This window comes from Gordonia sp. NB41Y, from assembly GCF_030718915.1.
Taxonomy (GTDB): domain Bacteria; phylum Actinomycetota; class Actinomycetes; order Mycobacteriales; family Mycobacteriaceae; genus Gordonia; species Gordonia desulfuricans.
The window spans coordinates 644,233-671,210 of the sequence record NZ_CP132196.1 but is presented as its reverse complement, the minus strand read 5'-3'; the positions used below and the strand labels follow the sequence as shown (position 1 = coordinate 671,210).

27 protein-coding genes are annotated in these 26,978 nt (G+C 69.2%); 22 read left to right on the top strand and 5 right to left on the bottom strand.

Annotated features, from left to right (window positions below; all coding sequences use genetic code 11):
• Positions 1-2: 2 nt before the first annotated feature.
• The 4 genes from Q9K23_RS02835 to ectA form a co-directional block, all read right to left on the bottom strand.
• The gene (locus tag Q9K23_RS02835) at positions 3-878 is read right to left on the bottom strand and encodes a Sir2 family NAD-dependent protein deacetylase (protein ID WP_020791006.1); all 876 of its coding nucleotides are present in this window, start codon (positions 876-878) and stop codon (positions 3-5) included.
• A 38-nt stretch (positions 879-916) separates the two neighbouring features.
• Complete coding sequence (locus Q9K23_RS02830; RefSeq protein ID WP_020791008.1) at positions 917-1,342, bottom strand: ectoine synthase; 426 nt, start codon at positions 1,340-1,342, stop codon at positions 917-919.
• A complete protein-coding gene (ectB, locus tag Q9K23_RS02825) occupies positions 1,339-2,634 on the bottom strand; it encodes a diaminobutyrate--2-oxoglutarate transaminase (RefSeq protein WP_020791010.1) in 1,296 nt (431 codons plus the stop codon). Before ectB ends, Q9K23_RS02830 begins: the two co-directional genes overlap by 4 nt.
• A gap of 104 nt (positions 2,635-2,738) precedes the next feature.
• Complete coding sequence (ectA, locus tag Q9K23_RS02820; RefSeq protein WP_020791011.1) at positions 2,739-3,293, bottom strand: diaminobutyrate acetyltransferase; 555 nt, start codon at positions 3,291-3,293, stop codon at positions 2,739-2,741.
• A gap of 188 nt (positions 3,294-3,481) precedes the next feature.
• Here ectA and rsmD point away from each other — a divergent pair, with 188 nt between their 5' ends.
• From rsmD to mutM, 6 genes are all read left to right on the top strand, one after another.
• Complete coding sequence (gene rsmD, locus Q9K23_RS02815; protein ID WP_053778760.1) at positions 3,482-4,033, top strand: 16S rRNA (guanine(966)-N(2))-methyltransferase RsmD; 552 nt, start codon at positions 3,482-3,484, stop codon at positions 4,031-4,033.
• Positions 4,034-4,183: 150 nt separating this feature from the next.
• Positions 4,184-4,672 (top strand): pantetheine-phosphate adenylyltransferase, encoded by a 489-nt coding sequence (gene coaD / locus Q9K23_RS02810; protein WP_053778759.1) that lies wholly within the window; start codon positions 4,184-4,186, stop codon positions 4,670-4,672.
• 162 nt (positions 4,673-4,834) lie between these two features.
• Complete coding sequence (locus Q9K23_RS02805) at positions 4,835-5,653, top strand: DivIVA domain-containing protein (protein ID WP_059035124.1); 819 nt, start codon at positions 4,835-4,837, stop codon at positions 5,651-5,653.
• 67 nt (positions 5,654-5,720) lie between these two features.
• The gene (locus Q9K23_RS02800) at positions 5,721-6,359 is read left to right on the top strand and encodes a DUF177 domain-containing protein (protein ID WP_059035122.1); all 639 of its coding nucleotides are present in this window, start codon (positions 5,721-5,723) and stop codon (positions 6,357-6,359) included.
• Positions 6,356-7,099, top strand: coding sequence for a ribonuclease III (gene rnc, locus Q9K23_RS02795; RefSeq protein WP_020791988.1), 744 nt, complete (start codon positions 6,356-6,358; stop codon positions 7,097-7,099). The genes Q9K23_RS02800 and rnc overlap by 4 nt, the downstream gene beginning before the upstream one ends.
• Before the next feature lie 20 nt (positions 7,100-7,119).
• Positions 7,120-8,025, top strand: a complete 906-nt coding sequence (gene mutM, locus Q9K23_RS02790; protein ID WP_053778757.1) for a bifunctional DNA-formamidopyrimidine glycosylase/DNA-(apurinic or apyrimidinic site) lyase — start codon at positions 7,120-7,122, stop codon at positions 8,023-8,025.
• Between the two features lie 50 nt (positions 8,026-8,075).
• On the opposite strand, the gene Q9K23_RS02785 is transcribed toward mutM, so the two are convergent.
• Positions 8,076-8,537 carry a hypothetical protein gene (locus Q9K23_RS02785; protein ID WP_053778756.1) on the bottom strand — a complete coding sequence of 154 codons (462 nt, stop codon included), beginning with the start codon at positions 8,535-8,537 and terminating at the stop codon, positions 8,076-8,078.
• A 416-nt stretch (positions 8,538-8,953) separates the two neighbouring features.
• On the opposite strand from Q9K23_RS02785, the gene Q9K23_RS02780 reads away from it, so the two are divergent.
• From Q9K23_RS02780 to Q9K23_RS02705, 16 genes are all read left to right on the top strand, one after another.
• Entirely contained in the window at positions 8,954-9,415 is a 462-nt protein-coding gene (locus Q9K23_RS02780) for an OsmC family protein (RefSeq protein WP_053778755.1), read from the top strand.
• Between the two features lie 4 nt (positions 9,416-9,419).
• On the top strand, positions 9,420-9,698 hold the full coding sequence (locus Q9K23_RS02775; RefSeq protein WP_020794457.1) for an acylphosphatase: 279 nt from the start codon (positions 9,420-9,422) through the stop codon (positions 9,696-9,698).
• 139 nt (positions 9,699-9,837) lie between these two features.
• Positions 9,838-13,440, top strand: coding sequence for a chromosome segregation protein SMC (gene smc / locus Q9K23_RS02770; RefSeq protein WP_059035114.1), 3,603 nt, complete (start codon positions 9,838-9,840; stop codon positions 13,438-13,440).
• Between the two features lie 132 nt (positions 13,441-13,572).
• On the top strand, positions 13,573-15,186 hold the full coding sequence (ftsY, locus tag Q9K23_RS02765) for a signal recognition particle-docking protein FtsY (RefSeq protein ID WP_059035113.1): 1,614 nt from the start codon (positions 13,573-13,575) through the stop codon (positions 15,184-15,186).
• A 172-nt stretch (positions 15,187-15,358) separates the two neighbouring features.
• A complete protein-coding gene (locus Q9K23_RS02760; RefSeq protein ID WP_020792092.1) occupies positions 15,359-16,705 on the top strand; it encodes an ammonium transporter in 1,347 nt (448 codons plus the stop codon).
• A gap of 50 nt (positions 16,706-16,755) precedes the next feature.
• Positions 16,756-17,094, top strand: coding sequence for a P-II family nitrogen regulator (locus Q9K23_RS02755; RefSeq protein ID WP_005176661.1), 339 nt, complete (start codon positions 16,756-16,758; stop codon positions 17,092-17,094).
• Between the two features lie 9 nt (positions 17,095-17,103).
• On the top strand, positions 17,104-19,704 hold the full coding sequence (locus Q9K23_RS02750; protein WP_053778754.1) for a [protein-PII] uridylyltransferase: 2,601 nt from the start codon (positions 17,104-17,106) through the stop codon (positions 19,702-19,704).
• 103 nt (positions 19,705-19,807) lie between these two features.
• On the top strand, positions 19,808-21,394 hold the full coding sequence (gene ffh / locus Q9K23_RS02745) for a signal recognition particle protein (RefSeq protein ID WP_053778753.1): 1,587 nt from the start codon (positions 19,808-19,810) through the stop codon (positions 21,392-21,394).
• A 3-nt stretch (positions 21,395-21,397) separates the two neighbouring features.
• A complete protein-coding gene (locus Q9K23_RS02740; RefSeq protein WP_053778752.1) occupies positions 21,398-22,489 on the top strand; it encodes an amidohydrolase family protein in 1,092 nt (363 codons plus the stop codon).
• Positions 22,490-23,060: 571 nt separating this feature from the next.
• On the top strand, positions 23,061-23,516 hold the full coding sequence (gene rpsP / locus Q9K23_RS02735) for a 30S ribosomal protein S16 (RefSeq protein ID WP_020793388.1): 456 nt from the start codon (positions 23,061-23,063) through the stop codon (positions 23,514-23,516).
• Entirely contained in the window at positions 23,513-23,755 is a 243-nt protein-coding gene (locus Q9K23_RS02730) for an RNA-binding protein (RefSeq protein ID WP_020793386.1), read from the top strand. The genes rpsP and Q9K23_RS02730 overlap by 4 nt, the downstream gene beginning before the upstream one ends.
• A gap of 9 nt (positions 23,756-23,764) precedes the next feature.
• Positions 23,765-24,304, top strand: a complete 540-nt coding sequence (rimM, locus tag Q9K23_RS02725) for a ribosome maturation factor RimM (protein WP_020793390.1) — start codon at positions 23,765-23,767, stop codon at positions 24,302-24,304.
• 3 nt (positions 24,305-24,307) lie between these two features.
• Positions 24,308-25,009: a tRNA (guanosine(37)-N1)-methyltransferase TrmD gene (gene trmD / locus Q9K23_RS02720; RefSeq protein WP_053778751.1), complete on the top strand. Its 702-nt coding sequence runs from the start codon at positions 24,308-24,310 to the stop codon at positions 25,007-25,009.
• Between the two features lie 96 nt (positions 25,010-25,105).
• Positions 25,106-25,444 carry a YbaB/EbfC family nucleoid-associated protein gene (locus tag Q9K23_RS02715; protein WP_020793940.1) on the top strand — a complete coding sequence of 113 codons (339 nt, stop codon included), beginning with the start codon at positions 25,106-25,108 and terminating at the stop codon, positions 25,442-25,444.
• Entirely contained in the window at positions 25,444-25,815 is a 372-nt protein-coding gene (locus Q9K23_RS02710; RefSeq protein WP_059035099.1) for a hypothetical protein, read from the top strand. The genes Q9K23_RS02715 and Q9K23_RS02710 overlap by 1 nt, the downstream gene beginning before the upstream one ends.
• Positions 25,812-26,951 (top strand): hypothetical protein, encoded by a 1,140-nt coding sequence (locus Q9K23_RS02705; protein WP_059035097.1) that lies wholly within the window; start codon positions 25,812-25,814, stop codon positions 26,949-26,951. Before Q9K23_RS02710 ends, Q9K23_RS02705 begins: the two co-directional genes overlap by 4 nt.
• Positions 26,952-26,978 lie beyond the last annotated feature (27 nt).

Below are 26,978 nucleotides of genomic sequence, written 5' to 3'. Positions count from 1 at the left end.
GCTCAGCCGGCCAATGCCGGCAGCACCACGCCGCAGTAGTGATCGACCTTGAGGTCGGCGATGTCGTCGGCACGGGTACCGCCGCGGTTGACGACGACGAGGACCTTGCCCGTCCGATGCGCGTGACGGGCGAAGCGCAAGCCGCTCATCACCGTCAACGACGACCCGGCCACCAACAGTGCATCGCTGGCGTCGACGAGCGAGAACGACTGTTCCACCAGATCTTTCGGGGCGTTCTCGCCGAAGTACACGATGTCGGGCTTCAGGATTCCGCCGCACATCGGGCATTCGGCGACGATGAAGTCGGCGGTGTCGTGGAGCACCATGTCGGCATCCGGTGCCACCTCGATCGCACCCCGACTCGTCACACGGTCGGCGAACCCGGGATTGCGCGCCTCGAGCATGTCGGCGAGGCGGTGCCGGGACACGATCCACCCGCATCCCAGGCACCGCACCCGCCCATACGAGCCGTGCAGGTCGATCACCCCGCGGGTACCCGCCTTGGTGTGGAGCATGTCCACGTTCTGGGTGATCACGCCGTTCAGACTGCCCTGTCGCTGCAACGCGGTGAGCGCATGATGTCCGGCATTCGGCTGCGCGGCGTCCATGTGCCGCCAGCCCAGATGGTTGCGCGCCCAGTAGTGGCGCCGGAAGTCCGGTGACGACAGGAACATCTGCACCGTCATCGGGGTCCGGATCGGCGCACCGGGACTGCGATAGTCGGGGATACCGGAATCGGTGGAGATCCCCGCCCCGGTGAGCGCCGCGATCCGGGCCCCGTCGAGCAGCCCGCGCAACCGGGCGATCGAGGTGTCGACATCATCATCGGCCGGGGTCGGTTCGGCCGGAATCCAGGCGGCCTGCGGACGGGTACGCACCCTGTCCAGAATAGGCCGGTCCGGATCCGGCCGGCGGGTCAGGAACCGACGGAGTGGCGACCCGGCTCGGGCACCGCGGTCACCAGCGGATAGACGCCGTTCTCGTCGTGAACCTCGTCGCCCACGACCGGCGGATTGAACACACACAGCATCCGCATCCGGGTGTCGGCGGTGACGGTGTGGCGCTCGTGTCCGTCGAGCAGGTACATGGTGCCGGGCCCGAGCGGGTACTTCTCACCGGTCTCCCGGTCGAGCAGCGTGCCCTGCCCCTCGACCAGCCACACCGATTCGATGTGGTGGGCGTAGTGGAACTCGTTGACCGTTCCGGCCTCGATGGTGGTCTCGTGGAAGGAGAATCCCACACCGTCGCCGGCCAGCACGATCCGTTTGGACACCCACTTGCCCGCGGGGTCGGCGACGTCGCGGTCGGTGCCGGTGATCTCCTGGGTGGTGCGCACGATCATGCCAGAACCTCCTCGGTGGCGTCGACGAGAATCCCGAGCCCACGGTCGAGGTCCTCGGTCGAGATGGTCAGTGGTGGAAGCAGTTTGACGACTTCGTCGGACGGCCCGGACGTCTCGGCGAGCAGCCCGGACTCGAAGGCCCGCGTGCACACCTTGCCGGCATGTGTGGCGTCGTCGAAGACGAGTCCGCGGACCATGCCGCGACCCCGCGTCGACAACCCCTGATGGCGTCCGGCGAGCGCGGTGAGCACTTCTTCGATCTGGCGGCCCTTGATGTGGATGTCGCGGGAGAACGTGTCGTCGGCCCAGTAGTGCTCGAGCGCACGGGTCGCGGTGACGAACGCCGGATTGTTGCCGCGGAAGGTGCCGTTGTGTTCACCCGGTGTCCAGACATCGAGATCAGGTCGGATCAGGGTGAGCGCCAAGGGGAGTCCGTATCCGCCGATGGACTTCGAGAGGGTGATGATGTCGGGGACGATCCCGGCCTCCTCGAACGAGAAGAACTCACCGGTACGGCCGCAACCCATCTGCACGTCGTCGACGATCAGCAGCATGTCGTGCCGGCGGCACAGGTCGGCCAGGCCACGCAGCCACTCGGGCCGGGCGACGTTGACCCCACCCTCGCCCTGCACCGTCTCGACGATCACCGCGGCGGGCAGGTTCAGTCCGCTGCCGGAATCGTCGAGGACACGCTCGAACCAGGTGAAGTCCTCGACCACACCGCCGAGATAGTTGTCGAACGGCATGGGGGTGGCGTGGACCAGCGGGATACCCGCGCCGGCGCGCTTCATCGAGTTGCCGGTCACCGACAGCGATCCCAGCGTCATGCCGTGGAAGGCGTTGGTGAATCCGATCACCGACTCGCGGCCGGTCACCTTGCGGGCCAGTTTGAGGGCCGATTCCACCGCGTTGGTACCGGTCGGACCGGGGAACTGGATCTTGTGGTCGAGTCCGCGCGGCTGCAGGACGTTGTCGCGGAAGGTCTCGATGAACCGGGCCTTGGCCACGGTCGCCATGTCGAGGCCGTGCACGATCCCGTCGTCCACCAGGTACTCCAGCAGGGCCTGCTTGAGCACCGGGTTGTTGTGACCGTAGTTGAGGGCGCCGGCACCGGCGAAGAAGTCGAGGTAGCGGTCACCGTGGACGTCGGTGAGCCAGGAGCCACGTGCCTGCTCGAAGACCGTCGGCCAGTTCCGGCAGTAGCTGCGCACCTCCGATTCGTGCTGTTCGAACACCGACATGTCGGTGATGGTGGGGACCGCGTCGTCGACAGGGGAGTCGAGCAGGGTCATGGAAAGACACCTCCAGGGGTGGGATGACGCCCGGATACGCTGGACGTGCGTAGCCGGACAGACACGATCGGGTTGATCGCGTTCAGCAGAAACCGTTGTGGCGCCTAAGAAGTGGCGTCAGTGGTCGAATCGAACCCATCGGGTTCGAGGGTGTAGAGATCTTCGGGTTGATGGGAATCCGGGAACAGGTCCGCCGCGAACAGATCACGCCGGGAAAACCGAAGGCCGCGTTGGGCGGCCACCGCCGCGAACAGCCGCTGGGATGCGGGGTTGTCCGGACTGATGGTGGTCTGTAGGCGCGAGACACCTTGTGCCGCAGTTCGGTCGAGTAGGTGGTGCAGCATCGCCGCAGCGATTCCGAGGCCGCGGTAGGACTCTCCGGTCGCCACCTGCCAGACCATCAGGGTGGCCGGGTCGTCGGGCCTGCGGTATCCGGTGACGAATCCGACTGGTGTGCCCTCGATCTCGGCGACAACCGAGGTGTCGGCGAAATCGTGACACCAGAGGACGTAGGCGTATCCGGAATTGACGTCGAGAACGCGTGAGCGCTCGGCGATCTGGTGGATGGCTGCGCCGTCGGTGACGGTCGGGACGCGCAGCGTGGGCGCCGCGGATGGCGCTCTGGGTGATGTGGCCGTTCTTGTTGGGGACGGGCTCATAACGGTTTTCGACGCTAACAACCGCTGTCGACGAATTCACCCATCGACGAAAATCGGTCGGCGAAACACCGTCGTCGGCCCAGTTCAGCCGACGGATGTGACTTGGGACACATTCCTGTAACGAATGCCGCCATGTCCGAATCGGGCACGGGTCCCGGGCCCGGATTCGCACGCGCGACAATGTGGGGATGACACGCATCATCGCCGGCCGGTTTCGCGGCCACCGCATCGCGGTCCCCGACGAGGGCACCCGCCCGACGTCCGACCGGGTCCGTGAGGCGGTGTTCAACGTGCTCGGCGCCCGCATCGACCTCGACGAGGCTCGCGTGCTCGACCTGTACGCCGGATCCGGTGCGCTGGGGATCGAGGCGCTCTCGCGCGGCGCGACCCACGCCGAGTTCGTCGACAGCCGGCGGCGGGCCACCGCGGTGATCACCAAGAACCTGTCGGCGTTGAAGGTCTCGCGGGAGACCCGCGTCGTCACCGGCACCGCGTCGTCGTATCTGGCCGGCAGTGCCACCCGGGGATTCGACGTGATCTTCTCCGACCCGCCGTATGCCCTCGGTGACGAGGAGATGACCGCCGACCTGACCGCCTTGGCCCAGGGATGGCTGGCCGAGGACGGGCTGGTGGTGCTGGAACGGGATCGGCGCAGTGCGGTGGACTGGCCCGCGGCGTTCGAGGTGATCGTGGACAAGACCTACGGCGACACGGTGGTCCAGTTCGCCCGCCTGGCCTGAGCGGTCCGGTCTGATCTGGGCGGTCCGGCCGATCTGCCTCTCCGGGTGCGCAGATGGGCTCGCCCGAGCGGTGACGGACCGGGCGGAGACGACGGTCCGGGCCGGGGGAGGCGGGGTGGGCGCGGCCGGGGCGCAGGTAGGTTGACCGGCATGACAAGCGCGGTGCTCCCAGGCTCCTTCGATCCCTTCACCCGTGGCCACCGGTATGTCGTCGAGCGCGCGGCGCGGTGCTTCGACGAACTGGTGGTGACCGTGGTGGTCAACCCCAACAAGCGGGGGATGTTCGACGTCGACGAACGCCTCGACCTGATCCGGCACGACTGTGCCGATCTGCCCAATGTGCGCGTCGACAAGTGGCGCGGACTGCTCGTCGACTATCTGACCCAGAACGGCATCCACGCGATCGTGAAGGGATTGCGGTCGTCGGTGGACTTCGACTACGAGCTGCCGATGGCGCAGATGAACCGTGAACTCGCCGACGTCGAGACCATGTTCCTGCTGACCGACCCGAGCTACGCCCACGTGTCGAGCTCACTGGTCAAGGAGGTCGCCAAACTCGGCGGCGATGTGCGTCCGTTCCTCTCCGAACACATCCACGACCGGCTGCAGGCAGTCCTCGCGGGTGAACGACAGGTCTAGGGTTTTGCCGTTTCCCGGGCGTTGACCTCGAGTTTTCGACCTCCATAGCATCACACGACACGCCGACCACAGGGGCCTCCGCAGTCACAGTCGCAACATTCGGCACAATAGTCACAAGCGTTTCATCGACGGAACCAAGGCAGATGCCGGATTGGGGTGGCTGTGTACCGGGTATTCGAAGCACTCGACGAGCTCGTTGCGATCGTCGAGGAGGCACGGAGTGTCCCCATGACCGCGGGCTGCGTGGTCCCGCGCGGGGATGTGCTCGAGCTCCTCGACGACATCAAGGACTCCATCCCAGGTGAGCTCGACGACGCGCAGGACGTCCTCGACCAGCGGGAGACCCTGCTGTCGGAGGCGCGCGATCACGCCGACACCGTGGTCACCGGCGCCGACTCCGAGTCCGAGGCGGTCCTCGCGCACGCCCGCGCCGAGGCCGACCGCATCCTCTCCGACGCCAAGGCGCAGGCCGACCGCATGGTCGAGGAGGCGGGCAACCACGGCTCCTCGCTGGTCGAGGACGCCACCGAGGAGGCCCGTCGGCTCTCGACCAGCGCGGCCCGCGAGTTCGAGGCGGTCACCGGCCGCGCCCGCGCCGAGGCGCAGCGCACCATCGACGCCGCCAACAACACCTACGACAAGTCGGTGGCCGACGGCATCGCCGAGCAGCAGCGTCTGGTCAGCGAGGCCGAGGTGGTGGCCGCGGCCAAGTCCGAGGCCGAGCGCATCATCGACGCCGCCCACGCCGAGGCCGACCGCCTGCGCGGCGACTGCGACGTCTACGTCGACGAGAAGCTGGCGCAGTTCGAGGAGACCCTCACCAACACGCTGCGGTCGGTGAACCGCGGCCGTCACCAGCTGCGTACCGGCGCCGGGATGCACGACTACGTGGAATACCCGCGCAGCGTCGACCACGAACCCGTTCGCGGTGGTCGCGGGCGCGGCCAGGAGGCCGAGCAGCCGTCGCCGATGGCGGTCTGAGCGCACCTGCCGACACGCGTCCGGGCGGGCATTCGATACTTGCCTGACCCGGGCGTATGGTGCATACGTGGCCGAAAATGCTGTGACCCCGGGAGTATCCGCGTCGGGTACCGATGCCGTCGCCCGTGATCCGTTTGTGCTCGACATCCGGTCCTTCGGGCGCCGCCCCGGCACCATGTCCGAGGTGCACCGGACCGTGACCGCCCCCGACCGTCTGGGCGTGGAGATGATCGCGATCCCCGAGGGCTCCGATGTCGAATTCGATCTGCGCCTGGAGGCGGTCAGCGAGGGCGTGCTGGTGACCGGAACCGTGTGCGGCGAGACCGCCGGACAGTGTTCGCGATGTCTGGAGCCGCTCGACGGCACCGTCACGGTCTTCCTCACCGAGCTGTTCGCCTACCCTGACAGCCAGACCGAGCAGACCACCGACGCCGACGACATCCACCGGATCGTCGACGACCGGATCGATCTCGAGCAGTCGGTGATCGACGCGGTGGCCCTCGAGCTGCCGATGTCGCCGCTGTGCGAGGACGATTGCCAGGGACTGTGCAGCGAGTGCGGTGTGCGGCTGGCCGTCGCCGAACCCGGACACGGACACGAGAAGATCGACCCGCGCTGGGCGGGACTCGCCGGCAAGTTCGGGGATCTGAAGACCGCCGACGAACCCACGCCCGGTGAGGACGGCGAACGGCAGGACCCGCAGTGAGCAGCGGCTCCCGTAAGGGCACCGAGGCCACCGAGTTCGCCTCCCTGCTGACCGCGATCGGCACCGAGATCTCCGACGACCTGCTGACGCTGGCACTGACGCACCGCTCCTTCGCCTACGAGCACGGCGGACTGCCCACCAACGAGCGCCTGGAGTTCCTCGGTGACTCGGTGCTCGGTGTGGTGATCACCGAGCGGCTGTACGTGGGCTTCCCCGACCGCCCGGAGGGCGAGCTGGCCAAGATCCGGGCCAGTGTGGTCAACATGCACGCCCTGGCCGACGTCGCGCGCGAACTCGGTGAGCACGGACTCGGCCACTATCTGTACCTCGGTCGCGGTGAGGAACTCACCGGTGGCCGGGACAAGGACTCGATCCTCGCCGATGGCATGGAGTCCCTGTTCGGGGCGATCTACCTCGAACACGGTCTCGAGACCTCGCGGCGGGTGATCCTCGGCCTGTTCGACGACGTGATCGACCGTTCCGGACATCTCGGCGCGGGCCTGGACTGGAAGACATCCCTGCAGGAACTCAGCGCCGAGCGCGGTTTCGGGCCCCCGCAGTATCAGATCTCCTCCACCGGACCCGACCACAGCAAGGAGTTCACCGCCACCGCGGTGGTCGCCGGCGAGAAGATGGGCAGCGGTGTCGGACGCACCAAGAAGGAAGCCGAGCAGAAGGCCGCAGCCCTTGCGTGGCAGGCGATCTCGGATCGGTCGGATACTGCGTCGGCCGATGCCTAGCCGTCGCCGTGTGATCGCGGATGCCTGAACTCCCCGAGGTCGAGACCGTCCGCATCGGTCTCGTCGACCACGTCGTCGGCCGTCGGATCACCGACGTCGAGGTGGCCCATCCGCGTGCCGTCCGTCGCCATCCCGGTGGTGCGACCGACCTGATCGGCCGGCTGACCGGCAAGACGGTGACCGCGGCCCGACGCCGCGGCAAGTTCCTCTGGCTCGAGGTCTCCGATGCCACCGACGACGCCGCGCTCGTCGTGCATCTCGGGATGAGCGGGCAGATGCTGATCTCGCAGCGCGATGCCCCTGATCACACGCACCTACGGATTCGGGCCGGACTCGACGGCGATCCCGGACACGACCCGCTCGGTGCCGAACTGCGCTTCGTCGACCAGCGGACCTTCGGTGGCTGGCATGTCGACGAACTGGTCGACGACCCGTTCCGGCCGGGTGAACAGGTACCGGCGTCTGTCGCCCACATCGCACCCGACCCGTTCGATCCCGGTTACGACCGCGAGGTCGTCGTCGCCCGGATGCGGGCCAAACACACCGAGATCAAACGAGCCCTGCTCGATCAGACGGTGATCTCCGGGGTCGGCAACATCTATGCCGACGAGGCTTTGTGGCGCGCCAAGCTGCACGGTACACGGATGACGGACACGTTGGCGCCCAAGCGGATTCGCGAGTTGCTCGACGCCGCGACCGAGGTGATGGCGCAGGCGCTCGCAGTAGGCGGGACGTCGTTCGACGCGCTGTATGTCAACGTCAACGGGCAGTCCGGGTACTTCGAGCGGTCGCTGAATGCCTATGGGCGAGAAGGACAACCGTGCCGCCGATGCGGGCGGGTGATGCGCCGCGAGCAGTTCATGAACCGTAGTTCGTTCTCGTGCCCGCAGTGCCAGCGGGCGCCCCGTCGTCGTCCGTCGAGCTGACCCGGCTTCGGCGCCGACCGCTCGCGGTGTGGTCCTGTGTGTTGGCGTCGTCAGCCGACGCTGAAGCTGGCACCGCCCGGGATGGCCCAGGCGCCGGCGGTGGGAATGGTGATGGACCCGACGATCTGTCCGGAACCGGTGTGCAGCCGGGCGCTCGTCGGGGGCATCGCGTGACCGCCGCACGGATTGACCGTCCCCGAACCGCGAGCGCCGGTGGTGAGGTTGGTGTAGTCGAGACGAACCAGCGCATTGGCGACGCCGTACCGGCCGCAGTCGCCGCTCGGTGCGGTGAGGACCACCCAGCCGCGTTTGTCGCTGGTGTGGATCTGGATGAACGCGGTGAAGACACTCCAGTCGGCGGGGCCGTTGGCGACGATCGCAGTGGCGGGGAGTTGCTGCACGCCGATCGGTGCGGCCTGCGCCTGCCCCGCACCGAGCGCACCCGCGACTGTGGCCGCCGCCACGGCGGCGGCTGCGGCGAATGCCCGGCCCTGATGTTTGACTACGGCCACGACGACTCCTCGGGTTCGGCGGCCCGCCGGGCGGCGAAGCACTTCGCTGTCTGCCATATCGCGGTGCACGATATGTGTGTTACGTCACGGTTCCGAGGTGAACCCGTCTATCGGTGCAGGCGTCGGGCGTGGCGAGTGTGAGCTGATGGCACCGTGGGCAGTCCGGCTACGTCGTGCGCTCGCGCAGCGCCTATGGTCGAGCCGTGCCGCCGAGACGGCCGATGGTGCGCGGCGAGCAGTTCAGGAACCGCAGTTCGTCCTCCTGCCCGGGGTGTCGCGCGTGCGGCGAGGGCGAGCCGGGAAGCAAGCCACCGGCTCCGGCGTTGACCGGGCGTCGGGCATCCCATCCCCACCGAATCCGTTTCCACCGACCCATCCACCGATCGCCGACCGACGAACGAGGAGTTCCATCCGCGATGACCACCGAGCAGCAGACCGCAGGGCAGCAGACCGATGCGAACGCCGCACCGCACACCGAGCTGTGGGTGCAGCGCACCGGCACCCGCCGCTACACCGGGCACAGCTCGCGCGGGGCGCAGGTGCTCGTGGGATCCGAGGACGTCGAGGGTGTGTTCACCCCGGGTGAACTGCTGAAGATCGCGCTGGCCGCCTGCACCGGCATGTCGTCGGATCGTCCGCTCGCGCGCCGTCTCGGTGACGACTACGACGCGACCATCCGCGTGTCCGGCGCCGCCGACCGCGAGAACGAGCTCTACCCGCGACTCGAGGAGATTCTCGAGGTGGACCTGTCCGAACTCGACCCCGACGCCGCCGAACGACTCCTCGTCGTGGTGCAGCGCGCGATCGACGCGGTCTGCACCGTGGGCCGCACCCTGAAGGCCGGCACCACCGTCGACCTGCGCATCGAGACGGAGTGAACCGATGAGTGGCGACACCCGCGTGACCGCCTACGTACACGGACATGTGCAGGGCGTCGGCTTCCGCTGGTGGACCCGGTCACGAGCCCTGGAACTGGGGCTCGTCGGCTACGCGGCCAACCAGGCCGACGGTCGGGTGCGGGTGGTGGCCGAGGGGCCCGAGGACAAGGTCGTCGCCCTGATCGACCTGCTGCGGTCGGGTCGGACGCCCGGGAGCGTCGACCTCGTCGTCGAAGCCTTCGACACCCCGCGCGGCGATCTCACCGGCTTCGTCGAGAAGTGACCTCCCAAACCCTCCACACTTGCGCAAATACCCCGGGAAAGTGGGGGTGTATCTGCGCAAGTGTGGAGGGTTTGCTGCGCACCACGCGGGCTACGGCCTGCGGCCACCACAGCGCCCTGCTCAAGTAGGCTTGACTGCCGTGCACCTCAAGTCGCTCACCCTCAAAGGCTTCAAGTCCTTTGCGTCGGCGACGACCCTGCGCTTCGAACCCGGCATCACCTGCGTGGTGGGCCCCAACGGGTCGGGCAAGTCGAACGTCGTCGACGCCCTGACCTGGGTGATGGGGGAGCAGGGTGCCAAGGCCCTGCGCGGCGGAAAGATGGAGGACGTCATCTTCGCCGGCACCTCCGGCCGCGCGCCGCTGGGCCGCGCCGAGGTGACCCTGACCATCGACAACGCCGACGGCGCACTGCCGATCGAGTACTCCGAGGTGTCCATCACCCGACGGATGTTCCGCGACGGTGCCGGTGAGTACGAGATCAACGGCAGTACATGCCGGCTCATGGACGTCCAGGAACTGCTCTCGGACTCCGGCATCGGCCGCGAGATGCACGTCATCGTCGGCCAGGGTCGCCTGGCCACCATCCTGGAATCGCGGCCCGAGGATCGTCGTGCCTTCATCGAGGAGGCCGCCGGTGTGCTCAAACATCGCCGGCGCAAAGAGAAGGCCGTCCGCAAACTGCAGTCGATGCAGGCCAACCTCGACCGATTGACCGACCTCACCGCCGAACTCCGCCGACAGCTCAAGCCACTCGGCCGGCAGGCCGAGGTGGCCCGCCGCGCCCAGACCATCCAGGCCGACCTGCGCGATGCGCGGCTGCGGCTGGCCGCCGACGACCTGGTCACCCGACGTGGCGAGATGGCCGAACACACCGAGGTCGAGGACCAGATCCGGCGTGAACAGAACGACGTGGCCACCGAACTCGACGCGGTGAACGCCGACCTCGCCGAACAAGAGGAACACCTCGCGCAGGTGGTCCCCGCCGCCGAGGCCGCCGGGCGTGCCTGGTTCACCCTCTCGGCCCTGGCCGAACGTGTCGGCGCCACCGGCCGGGTGGCCGCCGAACGCAGCCGCTACCTCGACGAACCGGTCACCGAGTCGACCGGACCGGACCCCGAGGAACTCGAGGAGCAGGCCCTCGAAGCCGCCGAGAACGAGGCCGAGATGACCTTCGCGGTGGAGACCGCCGCCGAAGGTCTCGAGCTCGCCCAGTTCGAACTCGAAGAACGGGAGCGCGCCGCCGCGGCCGCCGAACAGGCGCACATGGCCGCGGTACGGGCCATCGCCGACCGTCGCGAGGGTCTGGCCCGCCTCGAGGGCCAGGTCGACAACCTGCGCACCAAGGCCGACTCCGTCGACGCCGAGACCGCCCGCCTGACCGCGGCGATCGCCTCGGCCGCCGAACGCGTCCAGCACGCACAGGTCGAGCAGGATGCCGTCGCGGCATCCCTCGGGGAGCTCGAGACCTCCGAACGCGGACTCGACGAGCACCACGAACGCTGCGTCACCGCACTCAACCGCTCCAACGAGCGGGTGGCGACCCTGCAGGCCGAGGAACGTGAGGCGGCCCAGCGCATCGCCTCGCTGTCGGCGCGTATCGAGGCGCTGTCGGTGGGCCTCGAACGCAACGACGGCGGCGCGTGGCTGCTGGCCAACGCCCCCGACGGCCTGCTCGGCCCGGCATCGGAGCAGATCACCGTGCAGGCCGGATACGAGACCGCGGTGGCCGCGGCCCTCGGCGGCGCGGTCGATGCGATCGCCGCCACCGACCCGGACGCGGCCCTGCGCGCCCTCGACGCACTCAAGGCCGGTGACGGCGGCCGGGGAGCACTGATCATCGGCGGTACCGACGCGACCGGCGCCGACCGGACCGCATCCCTGCCGGACGGTGCGCGGTGGGTCGACGACGTCGTCGACTGCCGGGAGTCGATCCGTGGCGCCATCGAGACGATCCTCGGCGACACCGTCGTCGTCGACTCGGCCGCGCTGGGACTCGACGTGGCCCGGCGGTTCGGCGTGCGCGCGGTGACCCGCGACGGCGACCGCATCTCGAGTGCCGCCGTCGAGGGCGGATCGGCGCACCGGCCGTCGACCCTGGAGGTGCAGTCGGCCATCGACATCGCCGCCGACGAACTCACCGCCACCCGGCGCCGCGCCGAGGAACTGACCGCCGCACTCGACGGTGCGCTCACCGAACAGCAGGAGCGTCGCGAGGCGGCCGAGGAGGCGCTGGCGGCGCTGCACGAATCCGACAGCGCGGTGGGCGGCGCCTACGAGCAGCTCGCCCGCCTGGGCCAGGACATCCGCGCCGCACAGGCCGAGAGCGACCGCCTCGCCCGCCAACGCGACAAGGCCGAGGAGGGGCGGGCCGAGACCGTCGCCCGGCTCGAGGAACTCGAACAGCGGCTCAGCCTGGCCCACGACGAGGGGGTGGAGGAGCCGACCGACGTCGACGCCGGCGAGCGGGGCGTTGCGGCGGAGGCGGTGGCGGTCGCACGCAACACCCAGATGGAGGCGCGGCTGGCGCTGCGCACCGCCGAGGAGCGACTCGCCTCGGTCCGTGGCAAGGCCGACTCGCTGCGCCGCGCCGCCGAACGTGAACGAGATGCCCGCGAACGTGCACGGCTGCAGAACGAGGTCCGCCGACAGGCCGCCACCGTCGCCGCGGCGGTCGCGTCGTCGGCCGGCGAGCTGGCGCAGCGCCTGGTGACGGCGGTGGCCACCGCACAGGCCGGCCGCGACGAACTCGAACAGGTGCGTCGTGAACGGACTGCGACCCTCGACGAACTCAAGAGCCGATCGGCCACCCTGACCCAGCGTCTCAACACGCTCAAGGACGCCGTCCACCGTGACGAGGTGGCGCGTGCACAGTCGGCGTTGCGGATCGAACAGCTCGAAGAACAGATCATGGAGTCGTTCGCGATGTCACCCGACGACGTCGTCGCCGAGTACGGTCCCGACATCCCGATGCCGCCGTCGGCGCTGGAGATCAGCGAGTACGAGGCCGCCAAGGCCCGCGGTGAGCAGGTGGTGACGCCCGCGCCGATGGCCTACGACCGCAAGACCCAGGAGGCGCGCGCCAAGAAGGCGCAGAAAGACCTCAACACCCTCGGCAAGGTCAACCCCCTCGCCCTCGAGGAGTTCGCGGCACTCGAGGAACGCTACAACTTCCTCTCCGCACAGCTCGAGGACGTCAAGGCCGCCCGCAAGGACCTCCTCGAGGTGGTCGAGGAGGTCGACGCCCGGATCCTGCAGGTGTTCACCGAGGCCTACGCCGACGTCGAGCGCGAATTCGCCCAGGTCTTCTCCACGCTCTTCCCGGGCGGCGAGGGGCGGCTAGTGCTGACCGATCCGTCGGACATGCTGACCACCGGCGTCGAGGTGGAGGCACGCCCGCCGGGCAAGAAGGTCAAGCGGCTGTCGTTGCTGTCCGGCGGCGAGAAGTCACTGACCGCGGTGGCGATGCTGGTCGCGATCTTCCGGGCCCGCCCGTCACCGTTCTATGTGATGGACGAGGTGGAGGCCGCCCTCGACGACACCAACCTGCGCCGGCTGATCAGTCTGTTCGAGCAGCTGCGGGAACGCTCGCAGCTGATCGTGATCACCCACCAGAAACCCACCATGCAGATCGCCGATGCCCTCTACGGCGTGAGCATGCGCGGCGACGGGATCACCACGGTGATCTCGCAGCGACTGCGCGGGGTGGACGTCCCGGTGGCGACGCCGCCCGATCCCGAATGACCCGGCCGGTCCCGCCGTCCGGACCGCCCGGGTGACACCCGCCCTGCGGCCAGAATCCTCCCGAGAACCCTCCTCTGAATACGCAGCGGGCCCGCATCGCGCGGACCGGCCGGCGAGAACAGGACAAGCAGAGTGAACACCGAAGTCATCATCGGCATCGTCGTGGCCGTGGTCGTGATCCTGGCGCTGCTCGCGCTGGGGATCGTGCTGCGCCGCCGCCGGCAGATCTCGCTGAAGGACACCACCCCCGACGTCCAGGTGACCGACGGCAGCACTCCGCAGGTCGACAGATCCGGTGGCTACCAGGCGGGATCGGGGTTCACCTTCAGTCAGGGCGGGGGCACCACGGTGGCGCCGCCGCCGGAGCCGGTGCGACCGCCCGTCGAACGCACCGAGACCGACGGGCAGCCCGCGGTCGGTGACGACGCCTCGGTGCCACGTGATTCGGCACAGCGCCCGGTGACCGAGGTCGCCCTGCCCGAGATCGACGACGAGCCCGAGACCGCAGCACCCGAGACCGCAGCACCCGAGACCGCTGCACCTGAGGCGGCAGCGCCGGAGACCGCTGCACCCGAGACCACAGCACCCGAGACCGCTGAGCCCGAGGCAGCTGCACCCGAGGCGGCGCCCGCCGAGGTCGAGGACACCGATTCCCCGGTCGTCGAGCCCGAGACGACCCAGCCCGAGACGACCCAGCCCGAGACGACCACGCCCGCGGTCGCACAGCCCGAGGCGTCCACGCCGGCCGAGACCCCGGCCGCGGAGCCGGAGATCGCCGCTCCCGTCGATGCCGCCGACGCCGCGGTCACACCGCCACGCGAGGAGATCGCGCCGACCGCCGGGCGTCTGGGACGTCTGCGCGGACGGCTGTCGCGGTCGCAGGGTGCCATCGGTAAGTCGATGCTCGGTCTGCTCGGTGCCGGCGACCTCGACGAGGACAGCTGGGAGGAGATCGAGGACACCCTGGTGATGGCCGATCTCGGCACCGCCGCCACGAGCGCCGTCGTCGAGCGGCTGCGCACCGAGCTGGCGACGACCCCGGTGCGCAACGCCGACGAGGCCCGCGCGCTGCTCAAGCGTGTCCTGGTGGATCAGCTGCACCCGGAGATGGATCGATCGGTGCGTGCGCTGCCGCATGCCGGTGCCCCCGCCGTGGTGCTCGTCGTCGGCGTGAACGGCACCGGGAAGACCACCACCACCGGAAAGCTCGCCCGGGTCCTCGTCGCCGACGGCCGACGTGTGCTGCTCGGTGCCGCCGACACCTTCCGTGCCGCCGCCGCAGACCAGTTGCAGACGTGGGGTGAGCGCGTGGGTGCCGGCATCGTGCGCGGCAAGGAGCAGGCCGATCCCGCATCGGTGGCCTTCGACGCGGTGGCCAAGGGCATCGAGGACGGCGTGGACGTGGTGATGATCGACACCGCCGGACGTCTGCACACCAAGACCGGTCTGATGGACGAGCTGGGCAAGGTCAAGCGTGTCGTGGAGAAGAAGGCGCCTGTCGACGAGGTGCTGCTGGTGCTCGACTCCACGGTCGGACAGAACGGCCTCACCCAGGCCCGCGTGTTCGCCGAAGTGGTCGACATCACCGGCGTCGTGCTGACCAAACTGGACGGTACGGCCAAGGGCGGCATCGTCTTCCACGTCCAGGAAGAACTGGGCGTCCCGGTGAAGCTGGTGGGTCTCGGCGAAGGTGCCGACGACCTCGCCCCGTTCGAGCCCGAGGCGTTCGTCGACGCTCTCCTGTGACCTGTACTCCTGAGAGGACGCTGAAGTCCGACCTGGGAGGTTACGTGGCCGCAATACAAACCGGCCACCGGTTCACATGCACGAAACGTCAGGGCACCACTGCTGAAACCAGGTGGCGACAGTCTCTTTGAAGGCGCCGAGCCGTCGGCGCGGCTTAGGGAGGTTTCTTACAGTGGTTTCTGCACTGCCGGAAAGCGTATTCGGAGAGTTCGACACAGGCGACACGGCGTGGGTCATCACCGCCGCTGCACTGGTGTTGCTGATGACTCCCGGTCTGGCTTTCTTCTATGGCGGCCTGTCGCGGGGCAAGTCGGTCCTCAACATGATGATGATGTCGTTCGGGGCACTCGCCACCGTCAGCGTCATCTACGTCCTGTGGGGATTCTCGATGTCGTTCAGCGACGGCATCACCGGTAACAGCGACATCGGCGGAATCTTCGCCAACCCGTTCGCGCTGTTCGGCTCGGATCAGCTGATGAACACCGCGACGATCGACGGCAAGGAAGCGGTCGTCACCGCGGGCCTGTCGATCCCGGCGGTCGTGTTCCTCGGCTTCCAGCTGACGTTCGCGGTGATCACCGTCGCCCTGATCTCGGGTGCGGTCGCCGAGCGTGTGAAGTTCTCCACCTGGCTGGTCTTCACCGTCGTGTGGGCCACCATCGTGTACTTCCCGCTGGCCCACATGGTGTGGGGCGGTCTCGTCGGCGGCGGCGGCATCATGGGCGGTGGCGAAGACGGCTTCGCCGCATGGATGTTCGGCACCACCGACGGTGAGGCCAACGTCGCACCGATCGACTTCGCCGGTGGCACCGTGGTCCACATCAACGCCGGTATGGCCGGTCTGGTCCTGGCCCTGATCGTCGGCGCCCGCGTCGGCTTCGGCAAGACCGCCTACCGCCCGCACAACATCCCGTTCGTCATGCTCGGTGCCGCACTGCTGTGGTTCGGCTGGTTCGGCTTCAACGTCGGCTCGGAGCTCGCCGCGGACCTCACCGCGGGCAAGGTGTGGGTCAACACCACCGCCGCCACCGCCGCCGCGATCATCGGCTGGCTCGCCGTGGAGTTGATCCGCGACAAGCACGCCACCAGCGTGGGTGCGGCCTCGGGTATCGTCGCCGGCCTGGTCGCCATCACCCCGGCCTGTGGCAATCTGACCCCGGTCGGATCGCTGATCCTCGGTGTGATCGCCGGCGCGCTGGCCGCACTCGCGATCGGCCTGAAGAACAAGTTCGGCTACGACGACTCGCTCGACGTCGTCGGTGTGCACCTCGTCGCCGGCCTCTGGGGCACCATTGGTGTGGGCCTGCTGGCGCAGGACACCGGCCTGTTCTGGGGTGGCGACTACAAGCAGGTCGTCGTGCAGATCGTGATCGCCCTGTTCGCCCTCGCGTTCACCGGCATCCTGACCACGATCATCGCGTTCGCACTCAAGCCGCTGGGCTGGCGAGTCGACGCCGACGAGGAGAAGAGCGGCATCGACGAGGCAGAACACGCCGAGACCGCGTACGAGTTGGCCTGACTCGCGCATCGTTGACCACTACGCTTGAAACCCGTGGAGAGGGATAACTCATGAAGCTGATCACCGCAATCGTGAAGCCGTTCACACTGGAGGACGTCAAGGCCGGGCTGGAACAGGCCGGAATCCTGGGCATGACCGTCAGTGAGGTGCAGGGTTACGGTCGCCAGAAGGGTCACACCGAGGTCTACCGTGGCGCGGAGTACTCGGTGGACTTCGTCCCCAAGGTCCGTGTCGAGGTCGTCGTCGACGACGCGGCAGTGGACAAGGTCGTCGACGTCATCGTCGAAGCCGCCCGCACCGGCAAGATCGGTGACGGCAAGGTCTGGGTCTCACCGGTCGAATCCGTGGTTCGTGTTCGCACTGGTGAACGCGGCGCCGACGCACTCTGACGAGGGCCGATGCCCTTCGTGAGCACAGGACACGGCCCCGCCCCCGACGACGAGTCGGGTGCGGGGCCGCGTTCTTCCCAGCCCAACATCTCCGTTGCCGCAACCGATCTCGCCAAGACACGTCGACAGCTGACCGATGCCGGCGGGGCCAACCGCCTGGACGCGGCCGGTTTGCGTCAGGTCCTGGTGGACCTGCACGAGTTCTGGCTGACCAGCAAAGGTGCAGAGCTCGGGATCAAGCCCGGCAGCGGGATGGCCATCGTCGCGGTCGGGGGACTCGGCCGCGGTGAACTACTCCCACATTCGGATCTGGATCTGATCCTCCTGCACGAGGACCTGTCCCCGGAGCGGGTGTCGGAGGTCGCCGACGGACTCTGGTATCCGTTGTGGGACGCCAACATCCCGCTCGACCACAGTGTCCGCACGGTGCCGCAGGCGTTGCAGGTGGCCGGTGACGACATCACCGCGGCACTGGGCCTGTTGGAGGCCCGGCACATCGCCGGTGACGAAGATCTCTCGTCGCTGTTGATCGGTGGCGTGCGCCAGCAGTGGCGTACCGACATCCGCAACCGGTTCCCGGCCGTGGTCGATCATGCGCGGGACCGGTGGCGCCGCAGCGGTGACATCGCCCACCGCGCCGAACCCGACCTGAAGAACGGTCGCGGCGGGTTGCGGGATGTGCAGCTGCTCGGTGCGCTGGCCATCGCGCAATTGACCGACGGTATGGCCAACCTGCGTCCCGACAGCCCCAACGCCGGACCGCAGGTGGCCTACCAGCGATTGCTGGACATCCGTACCGAACTGCACCGGATCGCCGGTCGCGCACGCGAACAGGTCCGGGCCCAGGACGCCGACGAGATCGGCGCGGCACTGGGGATCGGGGACCGGTTCGACCTCGCCCGGGTGATCAGTGACGCGGCCCGCACCATCGGGTACTCCACCGACGTCGGGTTGCGGACGGCGGGCAACGCCCTGCCGCGACGCGGTCTGGCCAAGCTCCGGCGTTCACCCATCCGCCGTCCGCTCGACGAGGGTGTGGTCGAACACAACGGTGAGATCGTGCTGGCGCGCAACGCCATCCCGAGCAAGGACCCGGGGCTGATCCTGCGTGTCGCGTCGTCGTCGGCGCGTACCGGGCTGCCGATCAGCGCCTCCACGCTGTCCCGGCTGGCCGACTACGCCCCGGAACTGCGTGAGCCCTGGCCGTCGGAGGCCCTCAGCGACCTGCTGGTGCTGTTGGGTTCCGGACCGCACATGGTGGCGCCGATCGAGGCACTCGACCGCACCGGACTGTGGGGCCGGCTGCTGCCGGAATGGGGTGCGGTCCGCGACCTTCCGCCCCGCGATGCCATCCACACCTGGACGGTCGACCGGCACCTGGTGGAGACCGCGGTCTATGCGGGGTCGATGACCACCCGGGTCTCGCGCCCCGATCTGCTGTTGCTCGGTGCCCTGATCCACGATCTGGGCAAGGGGCGCGGCGCCGATCACAGCATGGTCGGCGCGGAGCTGGCGGTGCAGGTGGGCAACCGGATCGGTCTGTGGCCGGAGGATGTGGCGATCCTCTCGGAGATGGTGCGCCATCATCTGCTGCTGCCGACCATCGCCACCCGGCGTGACCTCGACGACCCGGCCACCGCCGAGGAGGTGGTGGAGACCCTCCGCCACAAGCGGGTGCTCCTGGAACTGCTCGCGGCGCTCGCCGAGGCGGATTCCCGGGCCACCGGGCCCGGCGTGTGGGGTGACTGGAAGGCCTCGCTGATCAGCGATCTGGTGCGGCGGGCCACCCGCCTGCTCGACGGTGACGAACTCGTCGCACCCGAACCGCTGACCGAGGAGATGATCGAGGTCGCCGAGTCCGGGGACTTCGGGGTGCGGCTCTCGCCGGCCGACGGGGTGCACACCTACTCGGTGATCATGGTGGCTCCGGACCGTCCGGGACTGCTGTCGAAGATGGCAGGTGTGTTGGCGCTCAACGGGTTGCGATCGCACTCGGCGAATGTTGCGCACCATCGGGGTCGGGCGGTCAACCGTTTCATCGTGGTACCCGCATTCGGCGAGCCACCCGAAGCGGGTCTGCTGCGACAGCAGCTGATCGCCGCGGTCGAGGGCAAGGTCAAGGTGCTCGACCGACTCGACAAGCGGGAGAAGGACTCTCCGGTCCCGACCATCGGCACCGTGACGAGTTCGCCGGGTGCGTCCACCTCGGGCAAACCGCCCGACGACCCGGAGGCGGTGGCCGCCAACGCGGTTCCGGCGCTGTTCGCGGTGGCACCGCCCAGGGTGCTGTGGGCCGAGGCGCCGGCCGCCGGTGAGGTGCTGATGGAACTGCGCACCGACGACCGGCTGGGGCTGCTCAGCCGGGTCAGCGATGTGATGGAGCAGGCCGGTGCCCGGGTCCGCTGGGCCAAGGTCGCCACCCTCGGCAGCACCGTCGTCGACACCTTCTGTCTGGTGCTGGCCGAGGACACCCCGGCGGCCCGGGAATCGCTGGCCGAGAAGATCGTCGCGGTGTGCCCGGTACCGCGGCCACGGACCGACGACGAGGACGACGGCACCGGTCCGGCCAGCTTCGGCGGCACCGGACGATCCGGGGTGCCGATCAGCTGACCCGGACACCGACACCGCCGGTCGGCGATGTCGTCACCACACCGATGACGACATCGTCCGGCCGGGCGGGCGCCGGGTCCGGCCGACATGCGAGGATGGGAGAATGTTCGATTCCCTCTCCGACCGGTTGACCGGTGCGCTCTCCGACCTGCGTGGCAAGGGCAGGCTGTCCGACGCCGACATCGACCGGACCTGTCGTGAGATCCGTCTGGCCCTGCTCGAGGCCGATGTCTCCCTGCCGGTGGTGCGGTCCTTCATCGCGCGGATCAAGGAACGTGCCAAGGGTGCCGAGGTCTCCGGTGCGCTGAACCCGGCGCAGCAGGTCGTCAAGATCGTCAACGAAGAACTCGTCGGCATCCTCGGTGGTGAGACCCGCCGGGTGGCCTTCGCCAAGACCCCGCCGACGGTGATCATGCTCGCCGGTCTGCAGGGTGCCGGTAAGACGACCCTGGCCGGCAAGCTCGGTGCCTGGCTCAAGAAGCAGGGCCACACCCCGCTGCTTGTGGCCTGTGACCTCCAGCGCCCGGGTGCGGTCTCACAGCTGCAGATCGTCGGTGAGCGCGCCGACGTCCCCGTCTACGCGCCGCATCCGGGCACCTCGGTCACCGGGGAGGGCGCCCCCACCGGCACCAACCCGCTCGGGGTGTCGGCGGCCGATCCGGTGGCCGTGGCCACCGCCGGTGTCGACGAGGCCCGCGCCAAGCACTACGACGTCGTCGTGATCGACACCGCCGGCCGCCTCGGCATCGACGCGGAGCTGATGAAGCAGGCCGCCGACATCCGTACGGCCACATCGCCGGACGAGGTCCTGTTCGTCGTCGACGCGATGATCGGTCAGGACGCGGTCACCACCGCCGAGGCGTTCGCCGAGGGTGTCGACTTCACCGGTGTGGTCCTCACCAAGCTCGACGGTGATGCCCGCGGCGGTGCGGCGCTGTCGGTCCGTGAGGTCACCGGCCGGCCCATCATGTTCGCCTCGTCGGGTGAGAAGCTCGAGGACTTCGACGTCTTCCACCCCGACCGGATGGCCAGCCGCATCCTCGGCATGGGCGATGTGCTCAGCCTCATCGAGCAGGCCGAGCAGCACTGGGACGCGCAGCAGGCCGAGGAAGCCGCCGCCAAGATCAGCCAGGGCGAGCTGACCCTCGAGGACTTCCTCGAGCAGATGCTGATGATCCGGCGGATGGGTCCGATCGGCAACATCCTCGGTATGCTGCCCGGCGCCGGCCAGATGAAGGATGCGCTCGCCCAGGTCGACGACAAGCAGCTCGACCGGGTGCAGGCGATCATCCGCGGCATGACCCCGGCCGAGCGGGACAACCCGAAGATCATCAACGCCTCCCGCCGCCTGCGCATCGCCAACGGTTCGGGTGTGACCGTCAGCGAGGTCAACCAGCTCGTCGACCGGTTCTTCGAGGCGCGCAAGATGATGGCGCAGATGTCCGGCCGGATGGGCCTGGGCCCCGGCCGCAAGTCCAACCGCAAGAGCAAGGGCAAGGGCCGCAAGGGCAAGGGCAAGGGACGCGGTCCGACGCAGCCGAAGGTGCGGGGCGGATTCCCCGGTATGCCCGGTGGGATGCCGGCCGGATTCCCGGACCTGTCGGCGATGCCGCCGGGGCTCGACCAGATGCCGCCGGGGCTCGAGGGCATCGACGTCTCGCAGTTCCAGCAGCCCAAGAAGAAGAAGTAGGCCGTGGCCGGCACCGGTGCGGTTGCGACCCCGCGACACTATCGCGGCCGCGACCCGCTGACCGACGAACCGGTCGAACTGTGGGTCACCGGTGAGGTGATCAGCCGCACCCCGGCCGCCGGGGCGGTGACCGCCGCCGACGGTGTGTGGATCCTGCCCGGGTTCGTCGACGCCCACAATCACGTCGGGATCGCTCCCGGCCTCGGGGTGACGATAGACCGGGCCCGCGAGTTCGCCCGCGCCGACGCCCGTGCCGGAACCTTGCTGATCCGCGAGGTCGGGTCGCCGCTGGACACCCATCCGCTCGACGACGACCCGACGTGTCCGCGGTTCATCCGCTCGGGCAAGCACATCGCGCGGCCGAAGCGGTACCTGCGCGACTACGGCATCGACCTCGACGACCCCGACGAGCTGGCCGCCGAGGTCGCCCGCCAGGCCGCCGACGGCGACGGCTGGGTCAAGATCGTCGGCGACTGGATCGACCGTGAGGTCGGCGACCTCGCCCCGCTGTGGGACCGGACGCAGCTCGAGGCCGCGGTGGCCGCCGCACATGCCGGGGGAGCGCGGATCACCGCCCATGTCTTCGGGACCGATGCCCTCGGTGACCTGATCGAGGCGGGAGTCGACTGCATCGAACACGGCACCGGGCTGACCGCCGATCACATCGACGCCCTGGTCGACCGCTCGATCGCGTTGGTGCCCACCATGATCCAGGTGGAGAACTTTCCTGGGATCGCCGACGGCGCAGACCGTTTCCCGACCTACGCCGCTAATATGCGGTCGTTGTACGCCCGTGCCGCGCAGACGTTCTCGGCGGCCCGCGAGGCCGGGGTGGCCATCTACGCCGGTACCGACGCGGGTGGCTTCGTCGAGCACGGCCGCATCGTCGACGAGATCGACGCACTGACCGGCATCGGGATGTCGGTCCGCGAGGCGATCGCCGCGGCCAGTACCGCGCCACGCCGGTGGCTCGACGCCGGCATCCTCGCCGACGGTGACCGCGCCGACTTCCTGGTGTTCGACACCGACCCGACCACCGATCCCGGCGTGCTGCGGCACCCGACCGAGATCGTGTGCTCCGGCCTGCCGGTCTGAGTTCCGACCGGACCCCTCGCGGCGCCTGTCGGCCCACGCTCCCGATGCCCGCGTCTGGGGCAGTTGTGGCGTCTGAGCACGGTGTTCACACCGGGGGTGCCCGATCTGGGCGTTCCTGGTGAAATACGGGCCACAGTCGCGATGGTTGTGAGTCAGATCACCCAACGGACGTTGGTCAGTTTTATTACTCTTCGGTAGGGTTTCATGTGCGTTGCATGATTCCCCGCCGGAACCGGCGGGTGGGAGCGTGATCGCCGCGGCCGCGAGGGGGAGCGAACGGCCCGCATCACCCACCCAGGTCATCGGGTCGAGCGCGCAGGCATGTGGTTACCTCTCGCGGGGTGGGTAACCACATGCCGCTCCCTTTTCGGGCCCGTCCCACGCCCCTGCGCGCCACCGTGCGGCCTCGCGATTTCGGTTCATCGGGTCTCGTCTGGCAGAATTGTCTGCTGGTTCGTCGGAGCCGGTCACGTACCGACCGACGGTCACACCCGAATAGATCGCAAAACCGGGCTCGGCACCTCCGCCGGGTCGTCCGAATTGCGCAGTGACCACTGAAAGAAGAGAAGACATGGCTGTCAAGATCAAGCTCACGCGGCTCGGCAAGATCCGCAACCCGCAGTACCGCATCATCGTCGCCGACTCGCGCACCCGCCGCAACGGCCGCGCGATCGAGACCATCGGCAAGTACCACCCCAAGGAAGAGCCCTCGCTGATCGAGGTCGACTCCGAGCGTGCGCAGTACTGGCTGAGCGTGGGCGCACAGCCGACCGAGCCGGTCGCCGCCCTCCTGAAGATCACCGGTGACTGGCAGAAGTTCAAGGGCCTGCCGGGCGCCGAGGGCACCCTGAAGACCGCTGCCGAGAAGCCGTCCAAGCTGGACCTGTTCAACGCTGCGCTGGCCGCCGCCGACAGCGCGCCGGTCGCCGAGGCGATCACCCCCAAGAAGAAGGCCGCCAAGAAGGACGAGGCCGCCGAGGGTGCCAAGGACGAGGCCGCCGCCGAGGGTGACAAGGCCCAGGCGTGAGCGCTGTCGTCGCCGACGCCGTCGAGCACCTGGTGCGCGGCATCGTCGCCAACCCTGACGACGTGCGTGTCGAGCTGATCACCGGTCGTCGTGGCCGCCTCGTCGAGGTCCACGTCAACCCGGAGGATCTCGGCAAGGTCATCGGCCGCAACGGCCGCACCGCCACCGCCCTGCGCACCCTGGTGGGTGGCATCGGTGGCCGCGGCATGCGCGTCGACATCGTCGACACCGACCGCTGACGACGCCGTATGGAGCTCGTGGTGGGCCGTGTGGCGAAGTCCCACGGCATCCGCGGTGAGGTCGTCGTCGACGTCCGCACCGATGAACCGCAGCAGCGGTTCGCCACCGGAGCCACGCTGCGCGGCAAGCTGCCGCGCGGCGGTGGCGAGCGAACCTTCACGGTGACAGCCGCCCGGGATCATGCCGGGCGGCTGTTGCTGTCGTTGAAGGAGATCGCCGACCGGTCGGCGGCCGACGCGCTGCGCGGGACCCTCTTCCTGGTGGATTCCGCCGACGTCGACTCCGGCGACGACCCCGACGAGTTCTACGACCATGAACTCGAGGGCGTGCCGGTCACCCACGTCGACGGCACCCACGTCGGCGTGCTGGAGTCGATCCTGCATCTGCCGGCCAACGACCTGCTGTCGGTGCGTACCCCCGACAACCGTGAGGTACTCGTGCCGTTCGTGCGCGAGATCGTACCGACCGTGACCCGTACGGGCATCGTCATCGATCCGCCCGACGGTCTGATCGACCCCGACGCCGCCGACGAGGCGGGGGAGCGCTGAGGCGTGCGCATCGACATCGTCTCCATCTTCCCCGAATACCTCGAACCCATGCGGGTCGCCTTGCTGGGCAAGGCGATCGACCGCGGGATCATCGAGTTCGGTGTCCACGACCTGCGCGACTGGACGCACGACGTGCACCGCAGCGTCGACGACTCGCCCTATGGCGGCGGACCCGGCATGGTGATGAAACCCGAGGTGTGGGGGCCGTGCCTGGACGCGGTGTGCCCCGACGACGCCCTGCTGGTGGTCCCGACCCCGGCGGGCGTCCCGTTCCGGCAGGCCACCGCACAGCGGTGGGCCGGCGAGGAGCACCTCGTCTTCGCCTGCGGACGCTACGAGGGCATCGATCAGCGCGTCTTCGACGACGCCGCCCGGCGCGTGCGCGTCGAGGAGGTCTCGCTCGGTGACTTCGTCCTGATCGGCGGCGAGGTCGCGACCCTGGCCATGGTGGAGGCCGCCGTCCGCCTGATTCCCGGTGTGCTCGGCAATCCCCGTTCACACCAAGAGGATTCGTTCTCCGAGGGGCTGCTCGAGGGTCCCAGCTACACCCGGCCTGAGGTGTGGCGTGACCTCCCGGTCCCGCCGGTGCTGCTCAGCGGTGACCACGCCAAGGTCGCCGCCTGGCGGCATGAACAGTCGCTCGAGCGTACGCGTGCGCGCCGCCCCGATCTGCTGCCCGAACCGGAGTCCGGCGCCCCCGCCTGACCTGCACGCCCGACCTGTGGATGGTCGCCCGATGCCGGCGGTGAACGCGGGCTACACTCGACCGACCTGCATTGCGGATCCGAGGGGGAGGCGCGCATGGTCACGGGCCGGGGGCAACGCTGGGCGGACGTCGTCGACGAGATCGCCCGACAGCGGGCCGAATTGAACCACGCCCAGGGCGTTCTCGCCGATCTCACCGCATGCGCGGTCAGTGCCGACAAGCTGATCTCGGTGACCGTCGACGCCCGCGGCAAACTCACCGACCTCACCATCGAACCCGCGGCCCTGCGTCGTCATCGCGCACCCGTACTCGCCCAGCTCATCACCGACCTCGTCGACGATGCCGATGCCCGGCTGCGCATCCGGCGTGCCCAGGTGCTGACCGCCCTGACCGAGATCGAACCCGGCTACGACGTCCTCGTCGACGAGGCCTGATGAGCACCGACCGGATGGGGATCGATCCCGACGCCGCACACCGGCTCGCCGAGGGGATCGACATCGTGGCGGGCCGGCTCACCGAACTCGGTGCGGCTCTGGAAGACCTTCTCGCCGAGGTCGATTCGACACTCGGCGCCGATCGGGGTGCCCAGGTCTTCCGTGCCGGACTGCGCTCACTCGCCGACGCCGCGACCGCCGCGGTCGGCACCGCGGCCGACCTGGCCGCCGAGCAGGCGAACCGGATCGTGCAGGCGGTGGCGGCGGTGCAGGACGCCGACCTCGACGCCGCCGGTGACATCGACGCCGCCGGTGACATCGACGCCGCCGGTCACGGCGGGTCCGGTACCGGCGTACGGGACGGCCGATGACGGTCGGGGATGCATCCGATGATGCCGACCTCACCAGGAACGCGGCAGGGGAGCACTGGCCGACCACCGACCCGGACGACCTCCGACGCCTCGCCGCGACCGTGGCCGGCCTGGCCACACGCGCCGACGAGCTGGCCGCCGAACTCGATGCCCTGCACCACGACCCCGTCGTCGGCGAGGGGCGCCTGGTGCGCGAGATCGGGGCGTCGGGGCGGCCACTGAGCGCGGCCGGGCCGGGTGCGGCCGGCGCGGCACTGGCCACCGTCGCCGGTGCGCTGGACCGCTATGCCGACGTGGTCACCGGTAGCCGTGCCCGGATGGGTGTCGTCGCCGGGGTGTGGGCCAGGGACCAGGCCGCCGGTGAGGTGGCCGCCACGCTCGGCGACGACTCGTTGCGCGTGTTCGCGGCGAGTGCCGGCCGGTTCGCGATGACGACCGCGGGGGAGGAGTACGCCGACGATGCCGCCGTCGCGGCGCGGCCTGATCCCGCCCAATCCGATCCCACCGAGGCCGATCCCACCGGCACCGAGACCTCGGCGCAGCCACCGTCCGGGTACACCTCACCGGCACCCGCCGCGACGGCCGGCATGCTGCCGCTCGGTGGGCTGGGGGCACTGGGCGGGCTGGGGGCGTTCGGGGCGTTCGCGGCGCAGGGGGCGGACCCGGTCGGGATGGGTGGAGGGCCACCGCGCACCGAGCCCGCCCGCGACGAGCCCGACACCTCGCTCACCCGCGGCGAGGTGGAGTGGCTGGTGCGACGGGCCCGCCAGGCGCACGCCGGGCTCTCCGGGCAAGTCGCGATGTGGATCGACGTCGCAGTCGGGCTGGGAACCGACACCGACGGGCGGCGCACGATCGTCGTCGGGACCAGCGATCCCGTGCCCTACCTGCGGCCCGGGCTGACGGTGATGATGACCGAGGACCTCGCCGCGGACGGTCGGGCGCCGGAGATCGCGATCGTCGACCATCTGCGGTCGGTGGGCGCGGTACCGCTCGTCGTCGCCTCGCCGAATCCGCCGGGGCCGGCGGCACGATCGGCGCTGGCCGCGGCCGAGGTGATGTCGGTGTGTCCGGTGGCCGGTGGCGATTTCGTCGTGCAGGGGTCGGTCTGGCACAATAGTCGGGTTGCCTGGTGAGGGTGCATCGCTGCATGCCGCCTCACC